Source organism: Emticicia fontis (genome assembly GCF_054779675.1).
Genome location: NZ_BAAGXU010000037.1, coordinates 351463 through 367811, shown reverse-complemented (window position 1 = coordinate 367811; position 16349 = coordinate 351463). Strand labels below are relative to the sequence as shown.

The window sequence follows — 16349 nt, the reverse complement described above, 5'->3', positions numbered from 1 at the left end:
TGACACGCGGGCTCTATTGTAGGGTTCGGGGTAATCTCTATTTTTTCAAAAATCCTTCTACAGACGCCAAGTATGTCGTCTCTACCAAAAAAACATCGGTTAACAATTCTTAAAATTAAACAATCGCCTTCCTTGCCTCACGATCCGGGTCATTCTTCATCACACATACATCATCCAGAATCATGGTTTCGCCGTTGGCTGTGGTATATGGTGCCCAGTTAGGTAAACCACCGCCATTCGGATTGCCTGTGCGTGCGAAATTAAGGAATGATTTGGCCATTTTTTCTGACAAACGGCGTGGTCTTGCGCCTCCGCCTGTATGAGTAAGCATCAGATCGGTATTATAGAACCAGAAACAAATATCATCACAATGAAATGCTCTCATTCTACCATCAAATAGTGGTGGTTGCCAACCGAACCATGCAAGATAGATTGGTGCTTTTTGTTTCGCTTTGGCATCAGCCGCAGCAATGGCATTTTTGCGGTTACTCATAATCATCGACCAGATTTCGACAGGCTTTTTATTAGGGAATACCTTGGCATAGGCATCTGCAATTTCGCCTGATTTCTCACCGAATCTTGGTTTGAGTTTTTCTTTTACCTCATCTAACGTTACCTTTTCAAGAGTAGCACTTGTTCGGCTTGGCGACATTTCATTAAATGTAGTACTGATAATTAGTGGTATATCCGCAGAAAAATGATTGGCATCAGAAAAGAAAGGCTTATCGCTCAGGAATTTACCATCGGCTACCGGAGCGTATCCGCCGCGTTGCAGGTTCATTCTTTTAGCTTCATCTGCTACGGCAGCTACCGCTTTATTGGCAATATCAATGTATTGTCTCCACGGAATCTGCTGTAATTTATCAATATCGTTCGGGCCTAAGCCAGCTTCTTTCAATACAGCCGCGCCCAATTTTTCAGAGTATTCTTTTGGTACACCTGTCAGTGAAGTACCGCTCAGTGCTACAGCTTTATGGAATAATCCTTTAGCCGATGGCATAGCCATAAGGGTAGTCACTTTGGCTCCCCCACCCGATTGACCGATGATGGTTACATTATTAGCATCACCACCGAAATTGGCAATATTCTCTTTTACCCACTCCAAAGCCGCGACAATATCCAACATACCCACATTGCCCGAAGCAGCAAATTTATCTCCTCCTACACCTGCCAGGTTGGTAAAACCTAAAGTACCTAATCTGTGGTTTAATGAGCAATACACTACATCGCCAAGGCGACTCAGGTTTTCGCCATTATAACCATCCTGCTCTATTCCATTCCCATTCACAAATCCACCACCGTGTAGCCATACAATTACCGGACGTTTTTTATTATCTATTGCCGGTGTCCAGACGTTGATTTTTAGGCAATCTTCGCTTACATCGTCATAGTTCCAATGGTCTACAAACGATGAATACTGGTCGGCATAGCGTTTCTCCATGATTTGTGGTGCACTGTTTCCCCACCATACTGTTGGTTTAACTTCCGACCATGATTGAGGTTTTTGTGGAGGCATAAAACGATTCGCGCCTCCGGTGTCGGCACCGTACGGAATACCCAAAAAGGTGTTGATACCTCTCAGAATATATCCACGAACCTTCCCATAGCTTGTGTTGGCTACAGCAATATTGTCTCCTACAAATAGTATCTGCTCTTCGTCTTTTTCTTTTGAACCAAAATCGTGTGCATTGGCAGTCAAAGGCATGGCGCTGCTTAAGCCGGCTCCGGCCGCACCAAGGCCCAATGTCTGAATAAAGTTACGTCTGTTAGATTTCATACTAAGTATATTTATATAAGGTTGAAAGACATGGGAAATTTAGTGATTGTGTGATTTAGTGAATGAGTGATTAAAGTTTTGATTATAAAGCCTTTATTCCTATTCACAGGAATGTGCTGAACTTATGGTTCTATTTCTCAGCTGGTTAGTAGGCGACCCTCGCCCGTGTGAAGTCGAAAACACGAGCGGGGCAACTTGAAATGGCCTATTCAAAAAATCACCACTAAATCTACAACCACATAGGGCTTTACTTTTTTAAGAGTCGACTTATTGCTCAAATTAGCCTATCTAAGGCTTTTTTGTGGCGATTTTTTGAATATTTTGATAAAGGTATTGGCTATTTTATAAATTTTCTAATATTAAATTATACCAAACACAGCCATTGTATCAAACCGTGACAATAATACAAACATTCTTGGTATATTACAAATTTTTCTTTATTTTTGTAAAAACCTAATTTTATACATTTCTCTTTAACCATTTATGATGGAGAATCCCGACTTGAAAGAGTTTTGGGAGGCAAGGCCTATGATGCTTCCTGGTGTTTCGATTGATTGCGTTATTTTCGGATACCATGACAATCAATTGAAAATACTGCTGCTAAAGTATAACAATACTGACTTTTATGCTTTACCGGGGGGATTTATTAACCAAGACGAAAACTTAGAAGATGCCGCGGCGAGGGTTCTGGAGGAAAGAACGGGGCTTGAAAACATTTACCTTGAACAGTTTTATGTGTTTGGCGACAAAAACAGACGCTTTGATGAGACTCACCACAAACTCATGGGTGTAAGTGGAATTACTCTTCAGGCAAATCATTTTTTGCTAAACCGTTTTATCTCTGTAGGGTATTATGCTTTGATTGATTTCTCGAAAGCTAATCCAATGCCCGATGCCTTTTCAGAATCTTGCGAGTGGTATGATTTAGAAAGCATCCCCTCGCTTATTTTTGACCATGATGCCATTCTGCAAAAAGCGCTTGGTATACTCAGGTCGAGTCTGGATGAAAAGTTGATAGGGCTTAATCTTCTGCCAGAAACTTTTACCATGAATGAGTTTCAGAATCTGTATGAGACGATTCTGGGAGAAAAAATTGCCCGCTCAAATTTTCAGCGAAAAGTTTTGGGAATGGATATATTGAAGAGACTGGATAAGAAGATTACAGGTGGTGCGCATAAAGCACCTTATTTATATTGCTTTGATACCAAACCAGCCAGTAAATGATGTTTACTGGCTGGTTTACTTATTTAATGGTTATTTTACCACAGAGTATTGCAGAGTACTATTTAAGGCTTCACCACTCTCTTTTTACCTGTATTATCCATCAACTCTACACTCTCCACATCAAAAGGTAAAGCCAAGCTACGTGAGGATTGGGACAGGAAAGACGTACCGTAGGTTAATTCTTCCTTTCTACTTTTACCGCCTTTTAGCTTTAGTATAGCAGTTGTTTCATTAGGTAAAACGTCAATGCTCCTCACAGGATTTTTATAAGAGAAAAATCTTAAATCACCTCTGTTTTGCGAAGTTACTACCGTTATCCCTCCCTTTGCATTTTTAAGTCTTACTAAACTTTTAGCATCGCCTGCTACACAATAGCCACTTGCTTGCGGGAGTATCGGGCTAAAGTTGCCTTTGCCGTCTCCTTTCAATAATAAGCCATTTAAGGCATCGTGTTTGCCTACTAATAGTTCTGTACCGAAGTCGTTACCGGTGAGCAATACATCCAGGTTTCCATCCTGGTCATAATCTTCTGTTACCATACCATATATTGGGGCAAACTGGGCTTGTATCGGCAGTTCTCTTACTTCAAACTGTCCGTTGCCTTTGTTTTCAAAATAGCTGCTTTTCATCCAGTTGGCTCTTAAAACAAGAGCGTCTTTCATTTCTTCCGGTTTCAGAATTTTGTCTATTGTTGCTTCTGAAAACTTGGCATAATTCTGGAACCGCTGGCGGGTCTGGATAAACTGTTTAGCCAGATCATCGCGGGTATTGAAAGGGAATTCTTTTCGTTTGCCTTCTTCATCCAGAAAATACACTGTCGGAATGGCATCAAAGAAACCATCGTTGTTGAAATCCTTGGCATAAATACTTACAGGTTGCGTATCGCTGGCTTGCAATAATGTATTTGTACCCAGATTACCCGCTATATAGTCTATATCACCATCATTATCAAAATCGCCGGAGGTAATGCTTGTCCACCAGCCAATTTTGCCTGCCAATGCCCCACTTTGGGCCATTGGCTCAAGTTTACCCTTATTGTTTTTCAGGATAGTAACAGGCATCCACTCCCCTACCATTACTAAATCCTGCCAGCCATCGTTGTCATAATCACTCCAGGTAACATCACATACCAGCCCTATATTCTGTAATTTAGGCGCTACCTGCGCAGTAACATCTGTAAATTTCACTTGTCCGTTTGCTGTATCATTTCTGAGAATATAGCTCGATACTGGTTTAGGATAGGCATTGGGTTCTACACGGCCGCCAATGAATAAATCCAGATCACTGTCATGGTCATAATCGGCGGCTTTTACGCAGGAACCACTTTTCAGAAAAGAAGGTATCGCCTGCTCATTTAAAATAAAATGCCCTTTACCATCATTCAGATAAAACTTATCCTGCAAAGCTGGCGAACCTACACTGAATTCACTACTGCCGCTTACAATATAGAGGTCTAAATCTTTGTCATTATCGGCATCAAAGAGCAATACGCCCATATCTTCTCCGATTTTTTTGAAACCATCTTCACCAGACAGTAAGTCCTGTACACCGAATTTCCCTTCCTTATCCTGAATCAGGAATTTACCTTTTCTGAATTTAGCTCCGCCTACAAATATATCTTCTATGCCATCGCCATTTACGTCTCCTACCGCAATGGCCGGACCATATTGAGACATTTTATGAGGTAAGAGTTTCTGTACATTAAAATCGATATAGTCTTCTTCTTCATGTATATAAGGCACTTTCAGTTGGTCGCTTATATCCGTGAAAAGCGTTGCGGGCTTAGGCTCTGCAATAGTATCTTGTGTTATGGCATCGCTTTCTTTCAGGTTTAATACCTGATTGGATTTGATGTTTTTTATTACCTGAGTTTTGCCACTTTGCCAGACTATTTTCAGCTGGTCTATTTTCTGAATTTTACCCAAACCGAAGTGCCCTACCGGTTCAACTGACGAGATATAACCCCGGTAGGGTGTGTGCTCATATACCTGTTTTTGCCCGTTGTTATACTGAATCTCAACTATTGCTCCCAGCCCCATGATGTTTGTCTGGTTACCTTTAAATTTCACGCGCAGGTAGTTGCTTTCCTGTGGTTTGAGTTGCATGGAATTGTTACGGTAAACAGAGGCTGAATCGTTGATATTATTAACGATATAATCGAGATCGCCATCATTATCAAGGTCAGCATAGGCAGCACCGTTAGAGAAGGATGGCTCGGCCATACCCCATTTTTCGGTGACATCTTCAAACGCAAAGTTGCCTTTATTATGAAACGCAAAGTTTTTGATTCTTACAGACGGGATAAACTCTGACAGATAAGTAGAAGTGGCCAGATTGGCTACTTCTGCCCGGTAAGCCATGAAATCGAGGTCAGTAATATCTTTCGGAAAACCATTGGTGATGATAATATCCCGCATACCGTCATTGTCAAAATCAACTACCATTGGTGTCCAGCTCCAGTCGGTTTGCGCTACACCTGCCAATAAGCCAATTTCGCTGAAAATCGGCTTGCCTGTCAGTGGGTTTTTGCCCTGATTGATTTGCAGCGTATTACGTGCATACTGGTAAGTATAGTTAAATTTATCATTATTCTGGAAGGTCTGATAATTGTTGGCCATGGTCATCATCTTTTTCCGCTTGTTGGTAAACGGCATCATGTCGACAGCAATAATATCAGCCAGACCATCATTATTAATATCTGCCACATCATTCCCCATAGCCGAGTATGAGGTATGTTTGAAATAATCGTGGGCTTGCTCTACAAAACCAATATGTTTACCATCTCTATGCTGATTAATATAGAGGAGGTCATTGGTCAGGAAATCGTTGGTTACATAAATATCTTTCCAGCCATCCTGATTAATATCGGTGATGTTTACGCCCAGGCCGAAGCCTTCTACCAGAATTCCTTCTTCTTTAGATACATTGGTGAAATAAGGATGCTTTTTTGTTTCATCCCAATCGTTGCGATAAAGCCTGTGTGTGCGTTTAGAAGTACCGTCTTTTAAAGCCTGGCGGTACATATTCGGAATATTAACATCTTCCATCTGATTGACGAGCACGTAGAGGTCTAGGTCTCCGTCGTTATCATAATCAAAAAAGACTGAGTTGGTTGTATGTGTGGTATCGGCAATGCCATAGACGGCCGCCATTTCTTTGAACGATGGAATACCATTCCGTCCAACGCCCTGATTGACATATAATAGATTAGCCCGTTGGCCAGCCACTTTTTTTACTGATGCCGATATATAAATATCCAGCAGATTATCATTGTTAATATCCACAACTGACACCCCATTACACCAGCGACCTTCGCCGCTTACATGGGCATCAGCCGTTACATCTTTGAATTTGAGTTCGTTATTTTTATCAACACCTTCGTTGAGGTAAAGCCTGTTTGAAACCTGATTTCCGGTAAAGTAGACATCTACTTTATTATCATTATTAAAATCACCCATCGCCACACCTCCGCCGTTGTAGACATACTCAAAGGCTATGATGTTCATGGTATCATTTTCGGTGATCCGGTTAGAAAACTGAATGCCTGTTTCGTCGGAAGATAATTTAGTAAATACAGTATCTGATTTTTTGCTGCACGAAAAAAGTGTAGGAATTAGCAATAGAAGCGAGAGCTTCTGAGATAAAGAATACAAAGAATTAGGTCTCATTCGTAAAAAACAGGTAGTGTTCTGAAAAAAACAGAGATGGTAAAGCTACCATCTCTGTAAAGTTAACTTTTTTTTCTAAAACAATAACTCACTATATTATTTATAAGATGGATCCTGCTGTAAAGTAGCCTTACCATCCTTCTCAGAGCGATCTATGGCCTCCTGTGGTATAGGGTAGAATTCGTTTTTACCTTTGGTAAACACGGCACCTTTTTTATACACACGTTTGGTCGATTCTACTGCGTTGTATTTGTTCAATACGTCAGCCGCTACACCCCATCTGGCCAGGTCGAAGAATCGGTGGCCTTCCATACCAAACTCCAGACGATTTTCGAAACGTACGGCTTTACGAGCCAGCGCTTTGTCTGTCCAAGGAGCAGTATAGTTTTTAATCACGTAGTTAGCCGCCGGAACAGGAGCTCCCTGGGCATCAAATACCAGCGTATAAGCATCACGGGTAGCACCTTGTGTAGCTTTTTGTACAAAACCAGCCGGATTTGCCGCACGGGTTCTGATCATATTCACTAATTCTCGTGCTCTTTCAAGGCTTCCGATTTCAACTTCACACTCAGCCAACCAAAGCAGAATCATGTCATAACGAATGATACGATAGTTGTTGCTGGTTAAGTTACCCCAACCGTTTACTCCGGTAAATGCTTTAGACGGAATATGTTTCTTTGGCGAGTATGGACCGGCATAAGTCTGATCACGGATAAAGTCTACATTATGAATTTTGTAATCAATAAACAAAATACCACGACGACCAACGGTATGGTCTAAGCGAGGGTCTAATGGAGTAGTATCTGGCGTGTAAGAGTCTTCCAGTTTCAAGCCCTGGTCGTTTTTCACATCAACATCATTGAAAGTATCCAATAATGGCAAACCATCAGCACCTGTTCTAAAGGCATTCACCAGGTTTTGTGATGGCTGGTAGAAACCACAACATCCCCAAGGAGAAGCATAAGGGTGAGCCAGACCTACCCCTTGATTGGCAGCATCGCCAGTAGCACTCGACGAAGCAAACTGCACTTCAAAGATAGACTCGGCGTTATTACGTGTGCTGGCATCAAAGTTATCACGATATAAATCAACCAGACGGTATTTACCGCTATTTACGATTTCGTCAAGAATGGCTTTGGCTGCTGTTAACTTGGCAGCATTGGCAGCACCTGTGCTCATATCAAAACCCTGAAACATCAATGCTTTTGCCTGGAAAGCCTTAGCAGCCCATTTGGTTGGGCGGCCTACCTGTGCCTGAGTTGCAGGCAAGGCTGCGGCTGCATCTGCAAAATCTTTTTCGATCTTTGCCCATGCATTGGCATCTACCGGAATCTTGGTACTTTCAAGATCATTCAGATTAAAGGTGGCATCATCAATGTAAGGAATGTTTTTCCACATTTTTTTAGCTTCAAAGTGGAACAAGCCTCTCAGGAACTTAGCTTCAGCCAGAATCTGTGTTTTTCTTGCCTCGGTAATATCTTTTACATCTTTCAATGTATTGATAACGTCGTTTGAGCGCGCTACGCCTTTAAATAAACCTCTCCATTTGTTTTTGATGTGGTTATTAGTAGGCTGAAAATCCCATTTTTCTAAGAAAGATTGTTCTGGTTGGTCACCCGCATCAGTACCCTTATAGGCGTCGTCAGAAGGAATTCCACCAAAAACCCAGTTATGAATATCATTATTCCAGGCATCTTGTCCATCCAGACCGGTTCCGTCAATCATCGCATAGGCTCCCAATAATACCCCTTCTACCCCTTTGGCAGTTTTCAAGGAAGTAGGGCTATATTGGGCTTGTGGCTCGCGAGTCAGGAATTCGTCACTACATCCAATTGCAAAGCCAATGGTGAGTCCTGAAGCCAAAAGTATTTTAACAATATTGTTACGTTTCATATTTGAATTGTATTTGTTTAAAAGTAATTGAGTCGTTGGTTCAATTATCAGAAACCAAGGTTAACTCCTAAAATAAATGTTCTTGATACTGGCATATACCCACCATCAAAGCCTAAAGTATTGTCGGTTCCTGTCTGAATTTCAGGGTTAAGACCTGTATACTTTGTAAACGTAGCCAAGTTTTGTACTTGCATATAAATCTGCGCATGGTCTAAAGCTGTTTTGCTTGCGATTTTTGCTGGCAGATTGTAGGTCAACTGAACATTTTTGATACGGAAATATGAACCATCTTCGATGAAATAACTTGAAGGGCGGCTAGATACCTGGTCGTTGGCATCCATGATAGGCACAGTACCTGAGGTATGGTTTGGCTGCCATGCATCATACAAAGCACGTTTTGAACGGTTACCCTGGAAGGTGTTGAAATCAGAGAAATAACGGGTATAGTTAAATACATCATTTCCTTGTGTTCCGTTACAGAAGATTGTTAAATCAAATGCTTTATAGCCAAGGTTAAGATTCAGACCATAAACGAAATCTGGGTGAGGATTACCGATGATGGTACGGTCAGCATCTGTGATTTTGCCATCGCCATTGATATCAGCAATTTTGAATTTACCTGGTTTGTTATAGTCTTCATATTTAGGCCATCCGTCAGCTTCTGCCTGAGTCTGGAAGATACCTACTACCTGATAACCATAGAATGAAGATACTGGTAAGCCGGCTTGAGTTAAAGTAACAGCAGGTACACGAGAGCCATATCCGAAATAACGGGTATTAGGGCTGGCATCCAGCTTATCAACATTATTTTTATAGCTTGATAAGTTACCGGCAATGCTATAACGGAAGTTATTGATATTGCCTTTATAGTTGATACCTAAATCAATACCTTTATTAGTCATCTGGCCTACGTTGAAGGCTGGTGCGTTGGCATCACCCACAGAAAAGGTTAATGGTGTAGTGAATAACATATCGGATGTTACACGTTTCCAGATATCGATTTCGAAGCCTAATTTACCTTTAAACAACGATGCATCTAAACCAACGTTGGTTGAAGTAGTAGATTCCCATTTCGCTTTAGGGTTACCAAATGCCTGCGTATCATAACCAATGGTTGGTGTAGTCTGGCTACCATCAATCGGATAACCTGCATGGTAAATATCAGAACGATAAGTAGTATAAGCGTTATAGTTACCGATTTTCTGGTTACCTGTTTTACCCCAACCGAAACGAAGTTTCAAATCGCTGATAAATGATAGATTACCTGAAATGAATTTCTCTTCTGATAAACGCCAGCCTAAGCTAAACGCAGGGAAAAGTGCATTACGGGAAGCGGACAAGAAGCGAGAAGAGGCGTCATTTCTGATGATAGCCTGTACCAGATATTTATCGTTGTAAGCATAGTTGAACTTACCGAATTGAGAAGATAAGGTGTAGTCATTACCTACTCTACCATAGTTACCTACTCTGGTTGGGTCTCCTAAGTCAAGGTAGCTGATGATTGGGAGCGTTTCGAAAGCATAGCCATTACGGGTAGCACCAAAATACTCACCGAATTGTTTGATAGCCTCAGTACCGATATAGGCATCAACTTTATGAACATTGTTGAATACTTTGCTGAACGATAGCGTATTTTGCCATACCCATTGGTAATCGTAGCTGGTGTTTGACTCAGAGCCGTTATTGAAGCTACCTTCGATATACTCAGGGTTAGCACGACCGATATACTTACCGTTTTCAGTCGTGATGTCGATACCTAAGCTGGTTTTGAAGGTCAGGAACGGAAGAATGTCATATTCGCCGTAAACATTACCAAAACCTCTCAAACGGTATCTTCTGTTATCAGCAGCACGTGCCAATGTAGCATAAGGGTTTGAGTTATTGCCTAAGTTAGCGCCACGCGAACCTGCGAAAAACCCGTTGATATCATAGATTGGTAGCAATGGGTGGTGTTTGTAAGAACCCGAAACCGCATTTTGCTCTTCGTTGTTATTGAACCCACCTTTACGGTTATCAAATGATACGGTAAAGTTTTCACCGATTCTCAATTTCTTTTTAATAGCCGAGAACTCAGTGTTTGAACGTAAAGTATAACGATCGTAACCGATAAACTTCACTACCCCATCTTGTGAGAAATAACCTACCGATAGTGCATAGCGACTATTCTCTGAACCACCACTAGCTGTTAACTGGTAGTTTTGAATAGGAGCCGCTTGTGTTAACTCTCCCCACCAGTAAGTATCTGCCGATTTGGTAATAGGATAGATATTATCAGGTGTCAATGAATATAAGGCAGGATTTGTATTAGCTGCACCAGATTTACCAGCACTTGGGAATACATAATCAGGGATAGAAACCTCACCGTTAGGGCCAAAGGTATATTGCCCGTGTGATGGTGTTTTTCCTGCATATTTATCGGCCAGATATAAGTACTCACCTAATTCTTTTGCATTCAATGATTGTACGTTTTCTGAAACTTTCTGTACGCCATAGTAAGCTGAAAAGCTGATTTTAGCCGGACCGATTTTTCCTTTTTTGGTGGTGATGATTACCACACCATTAGCCGCGCGTGAACCATAGATTGAAGAAGCCGAAGCATCTTTCAGGATCTGGATGGTTTCAATGTCATTCGGGTTAAGGTTTCCCTGGTTCTCTGTAGGAACACCATCAATAATGAATAGAGGGTCGTTATTACCGATTGTACCAAAACCACGGATACGCACGGTTGCATTACCGCCGGGAGTAGCGTCATTTACGATACTCAAACCTGAGGCACGTCCTTGTAGCTGTTGCGCAAAGGTAGTGGCAGGCACCGACTGTAAATCTTTGGCGTTTACGGTTGTTACGGCTCCGGTAATGTCTCTTTTTGATTGCGTACCGTAACCGGTTACAACTACTTCATCCAAAGCTGCTTCGTCTGATTCCAGAACTAAATTTAACGTAGATTGATTACCGACTGCTACTTCCTGAGTTTTGTAACCAATTGAACTCACTACCAAAACACCACCGGAATTCGGAACATTGATTTTGTAGTTTCCTTCGGCATCTGTGATTGTTCCGGTTGTAGTACCTTTTATGGTAATACTCGCACCAGGAATAGCCTCACCTTTTGCATCATTAACTTTACCACTAACAGATTTTTGTGCAAACGCTACAATGGACATCAGCCATAGCATACCACAAATCAGAGTACCCCTTATAGGTACAAAGTAGTTTTCTTTCATACGCTTTGTTTTAATTGGTTTTAAAAAAATTGATTGTAAAAAATCAGCATACACCGTTAAGAACCGTATACGGCGATACCGATAAGAAAGAAATTAATCTTTCATACGCTTTTGTAAAAAATTGATTTGTAAAACCAGCTTACACTGTTAAGAACCGTGCAGTGCAATACTGATGGGAAAGAAATTAATCTTTCATACGCTTTTGTAAAAAAATGGATTGTAATAAATCAGCTCGTACTGCTAACAACCGCGCAATGCAATACTGATGAGATAATCCTTCATACGCTTTTGTAAAATAGGCAACAGCAAAACATAGATATGAGCATTTGATTCATTCTGAACAAGAGCAGAGCGAGAGGTATGCCGATAAGCATCAATAAGCACATAGCATTCCGTTCGTTCTGAATTATATCAGAGTGAGGTGCGTGCCAATAAGGATAATTGGAAAATTTCTTTCATACGCTTTTTATAGTATCTAGTTTAAAATTAGGTTATATAGTAACAGAATAACCGAGGTATTCTGAGGCAAGATGTGTGAGATTTGTTAAGGGCAGTAGAACAATTTAAGGAAATGTCTCACATAGGCTTTTTATAGTATTAGTTTTAAATAGGTTTAGTATAAGTCAGAATTATATCAGTTTTTGTTATAATGCTATTAAAAGCAAAAAGCAGATATATTTCATAGATTTCTGTATATTTTGTTAATAAAAACAGAAGAAATTCTGTTTTACTAACTATAACCGACACAAATTAGAGCAATTCTTTAATTTTTCCAAATTTTTCTATTTTTTTTATAAATTTTAATCTCCACTTATACTTTTTTAATCTTTCTATCAGGAGTTTATAATTTTTTTTAAAAATAAGTAAAAAAATCAATCACTATTGCACTATACGTAAAAAGGGGAGAAGTGTATTTTTGACACTTTTCCCCTTTTTACGGATTCAATCTGCTTAGATTATTATGGTTTTATCTGCCTTTTCTTACCTGAGTTGCTGATAATCTCTACGCCTTGTGCATCAGCAGGCAATACCAGACTGTGCGACGATTGAGATAAGAATGAAGAACCATAGCCTATTTCTTCTTTGCGTTTTTTTCCGTCTTTGAGTTGCACCAGGGCTGTGGTTTCGTCAGGAGACAAAGCCACGCGTTTTACCGGATTTTTATAGGAGAAGAATTTCAGGGTATTTCTATTTTGTGAAGCCACCAAAAGCATTCCACCTCTGGCATCGGCCAGCCTTACCAGGCTCTTGGCATCACCGCCCACACAATAGCCACTATTTTCGGGTAAAACCGGAGCAAAATTTCCTTTGCCATCTCCTTTCAGCAATAGGCCATTCATGGCATCCTGGCGTCCTACTGCCAGCTCAGTTCCGAAATCATTGCCAGATATAAGTACATCCAGATTCCCATCCTGGTCAAAATCTTCTGCCACCATACCAAATATCGGGGCAAACTGGGCGTGTATCGGTAGTTCTTTTACTTCAAAAATACCTCCGCCTTTGTTTTCGATATAGCTGCTTTTCATCCAGTTGGCTTTTAATATCAAGGCATTGTTCATTTCTTCGGGCTTCAATATTTCATTGATAGTGGCTTCTGAAAATTTCGCGTAATTCTGGAATCGCTGGCGGGTCTGGATAAATTGTTTCGCCAGGTCATCACGGGTATTATACGGGAATTCTTTTCTGTTGCCGTCTTTATCAGGGAAATAGACTGTCGGAATAGCATCAAAGAAACCATCGTTGTTGAAGTCTTTGGCGTAAACACTTACTGGCTGGCCCTCGTTGGCTTGCATCAATGTGTTTAAGCCCACATTTCCGGCTATGTAGTCTATGTCTCCGTCGTTGTCAAAATCTCCTGGAGTGATGCTTGTCCACCAACCTATTTTTCCGCTTAATGCTCCGGTTTGTAAAGCTGGCTCCAGTTTGCCTTTATTATTTTTGAAGATCGTAATCGGCATCCATTCACCTACCACAATTAAATCCTGCCAGCCATCGTTGTCATAATCACTCCAGAGTGCGTCGCATATCAAGCCGATATTCTGTAGTTTTGGTGCTACCTTCGCAGTAATGTCTGTAAATTTCACCTGCCCTTTCGAAGAATCATTTCTTAGGATATAGCTTGATACCGGCGAAGGGTATTTATTGGGCTCTACTCTACCGCCTATAAATAAATCCAGGTCTCCATCATGGTCAAAATCGGCGGCTTTGATACAGGAACCACTTTTCAGGAATTGAGGAATTGCCTGTGGGCTTAAAGTAAAGTGTCCTTTGCCATCGTTCAGATAAAATTTATCCTGCAATTCAGGCGAACCGGGGTTCATCTCGTAGCTACCGCTTACAATATACAGGTCTAAATCTCCATCGTTTTCGGCATCAAATAGCAAAACGCCCATATCTTCGGTAGTTTTAGCCGGGCCATCCTGACCATCCAGTAAATCCTGTATGCTGAATTTCCCGTCTTTACTTTGTATCATGAATTTCCCCTTATGCTGGGCTGAGCCACCTACAAACATATCTTCCAGGCCATCACCATTTACATCTCCTACGGCCATAGCGGGGCCAAATTGGGAGAGTTTATGAGGCAGCAGTTTCTGCACATTGAAATCAATGAAGTCGGGTTCTTCGTGTTTATAAGGTACATTCAATTGTGTACTAATATCTGTAAATAAGGTTGTTGGGGCCGTTGGATTTGCCTTAGGTGCTTCTAGTGTTGCCTCTGTTTCTTTGACCGTTATTACCTGATTGGTTTTCACATCTTTCAATACCTGAGATTTTCCACTTTGCCAGACAATCTTCACCTGGTCAACCTTCTGCGTTTTGCCTAAACCAAAATGTGCGACAGGCTCAACGGAAGACAGGTAGCCGCGATAAGGTGTATGCTCATATACCTGCTTTTGTCCGTTATCGTATTGGATTTCAAGCCAGGTACCAATACCCATCCGGTTATTGCCTGTGCCCTGAATATTTACGCGCAGATAGTTGCTTTCCTGAGGCTTGATCTGGATAGCGTTGTTACGATAGACCGAGGCAGAATCGTTGATATTATTGACTATATAGTCAAGGTCTCCGTCGTTATCCAGATCAGCATAGGCAGCACCGTTTGATGAGGTAAGGTCAGTAATGCCCCATTTGCTGGTCACGTCTTCAAACTGGAAGTTTCCTTTGTTGCGGTATGCGTAATTGGTGAGTTTGATTACGGGTACGTACTGCAAAAGCATTGTTTTAGACATCAGGCTATATACTTCCTCCCGATAGGCCAGAAAATCATGGTCGTTAATGTCTCTCGGGAAACCATTAGTAATGATAATATCCCGCAGTCCATCATTATCAAAATCGGTTACCATCGGTGCCCAGCTCCAGTCGGTTTGGGCAATGCCTGCCAGTAAGCCTACTTCACTAAACATGGGTTCGCCCGTTGCCGGATCTTTACCCTGATTTACCTGCAAGGTATTGCGGGCATATTGATAGGTATAATTATATTTATCGTTGTTCTGATAGGTAGTATAGCTATTGGCCGGTGTCATCATCTTTTTACGATTGTTGCTCGCAGGCATCATATCTAATGCGACCATATCTACCAGCCCATCGTTATTGATGTCAGCCACATCGTTACCCATTGCCGAGTAAGAGGTATGTTTGAAGTATTTACCCGCCTGATCGGTGAATGTGCCATCGTGGTTGTTGATGTAGAGCAAATCGTTGGTCAGGAAATCGTTGGTGATATAGATATCTTTCCAGCCATCCTGATTAATATCAGTAATATTGATGCCCAGGCCAAAGCCTTCATCAAAAATCTTTGCTTGTGTGGTTACATCTGTAAAAACCGGGTGGTTCTTGGTTTTGTCAAAATCATTTCTGTACAGGCGGTCGTTGCGTTTAGATGAACCGTCTACTACTTTTTCATGAAACTGGTTAGGGAAACGGGTATCATCCATTTCGTTTACCAAAACATATAAATCTAAGTCACCGTCATTGTCATAATCAAAAAAAGCTGCGGTTGTCGTATGCGTAGTGTCGGCAATGCCATAGTCGGAGGCCATTTCCTTGAACGACGGAATACCATTCTGTCCAACGCCCTGATTCACATATAATAAATTAGCCCTTTGGCTGGCCACTTTTTTTGCTGTGGCCGTTACATACATATCTAATAAGCCATCGTTATTGATGTCTACTATTGCCACGCCCGATGTCCAGCGTCCGGCTCCATCTACACCTGCCTGTTTGGTAACCTCTTCAAATTTCATATCTCCCTTGTTGAGATATAATTTATTGGGTGTGGTATTACCGGTAAAATATACGTCTACGAGTTTATCGTTATTGAAATCGCCTAGTGCTACGCCTCCGCCATTATAGATATATTCGAAAGTAAAAATATTTAATGAGTCATTTTCGGCAATCCGGTTAGAGAACTGAATATTGGTTTTTTCGGCAGTTAGTTGAGTAAAGAGTTTTTGTTCTTTTTTGCAGGATAAAAGGAGAACATTGATAAAAATGAGGAATAATACCTTTTTCATGAGGAATCAGGGGGGTTATAAATCAGAAAAGATGGCATTGAGCCATCTC

The 16349-nt window shown here is 41.2% G+C and carries 6 protein-coding genes; 1 reads left to right on the top strand and 5 read right to left on the bottom strand.

The window, feature by feature from the left end:
* Positions 1 to 115: 115 nt before the first annotated feature.
* Complete coding sequence (locus tag ACYVFA_RS17375; protein WP_460473124.1) at positions 116 to 1777, bottom strand: carboxylesterase/lipase family protein; 1662 nt, start codon at positions 1775 to 1777, stop codon at positions 116 to 118.
* Positions 1778 to 2260: 483 nt separating this feature from the next.
* Between ACYVFA_RS17375 and ACYVFA_RS17370 the strand changes: the two genes are divergently transcribed.
* The gene (locus ACYVFA_RS17370; RefSeq protein ID WP_460473123.1) at positions 2261 to 3001 is read left to right on the top strand and encodes an NUDIX hydrolase; all 741 of its coding nucleotides are present in this window, start codon (positions 2261 to 2263) and stop codon (positions 2999 to 3001) included.
* A 62-nt stretch (positions 3002 to 3063) separates the two neighbouring features.
* Here the strand turns inward: ACYVFA_RS17370 and ACYVFA_RS17365 are convergent, their stop codons facing one another.
* The 4 genes from ACYVFA_RS17365 to ACYVFA_RS17350 all read right to left on the bottom strand — a co-directional run bounded on the left by ACYVFA_RS17365 (position 3064) and on the right by ACYVFA_RS17350 (position 16300).
* On the bottom strand, positions 3064 to 6669 hold the full coding sequence (locus tag ACYVFA_RS17365; protein ID WP_460473122.1) for a VCBS repeat-containing protein: 3606 nt from the start codon (positions 6667 to 6669) through the stop codon (positions 3064 to 3066).
* Between the two features lie 96 nt (positions 6670 to 6765).
* On the bottom strand, positions 6766 to 8562 hold the full coding sequence (locus ACYVFA_RS17360) for a RagB/SusD family nutrient uptake outer membrane protein (protein ID WP_460473121.1): 1797 nt from the start codon (positions 8560 to 8562) through the stop codon (positions 6766 to 6768).
* Between the two features lie 47 nt (positions 8563 to 8609).
* The gene (locus ACYVFA_RS17355; RefSeq protein WP_460473120.1) at positions 8610 to 11786 is read right to left on the bottom strand and encodes a SusC/RagA family TonB-linked outer membrane protein; all 3177 of its coding nucleotides are present in this window, start codon (positions 11784 to 11786) and stop codon (positions 8610 to 8612) included.
* A 959-nt stretch (positions 11787 to 12745) separates the two neighbouring features.
* Positions 12746 to 16300: a VCBS repeat-containing protein gene (locus tag ACYVFA_RS17350; RefSeq protein ID WP_460473119.1), complete on the bottom strand. Its 3555-nt coding sequence runs from the start codon at positions 16298 to 16300 to the stop codon at positions 12746 to 12748.
* Positions 16301 to 16349: the final 49 nt, after the last annotated feature.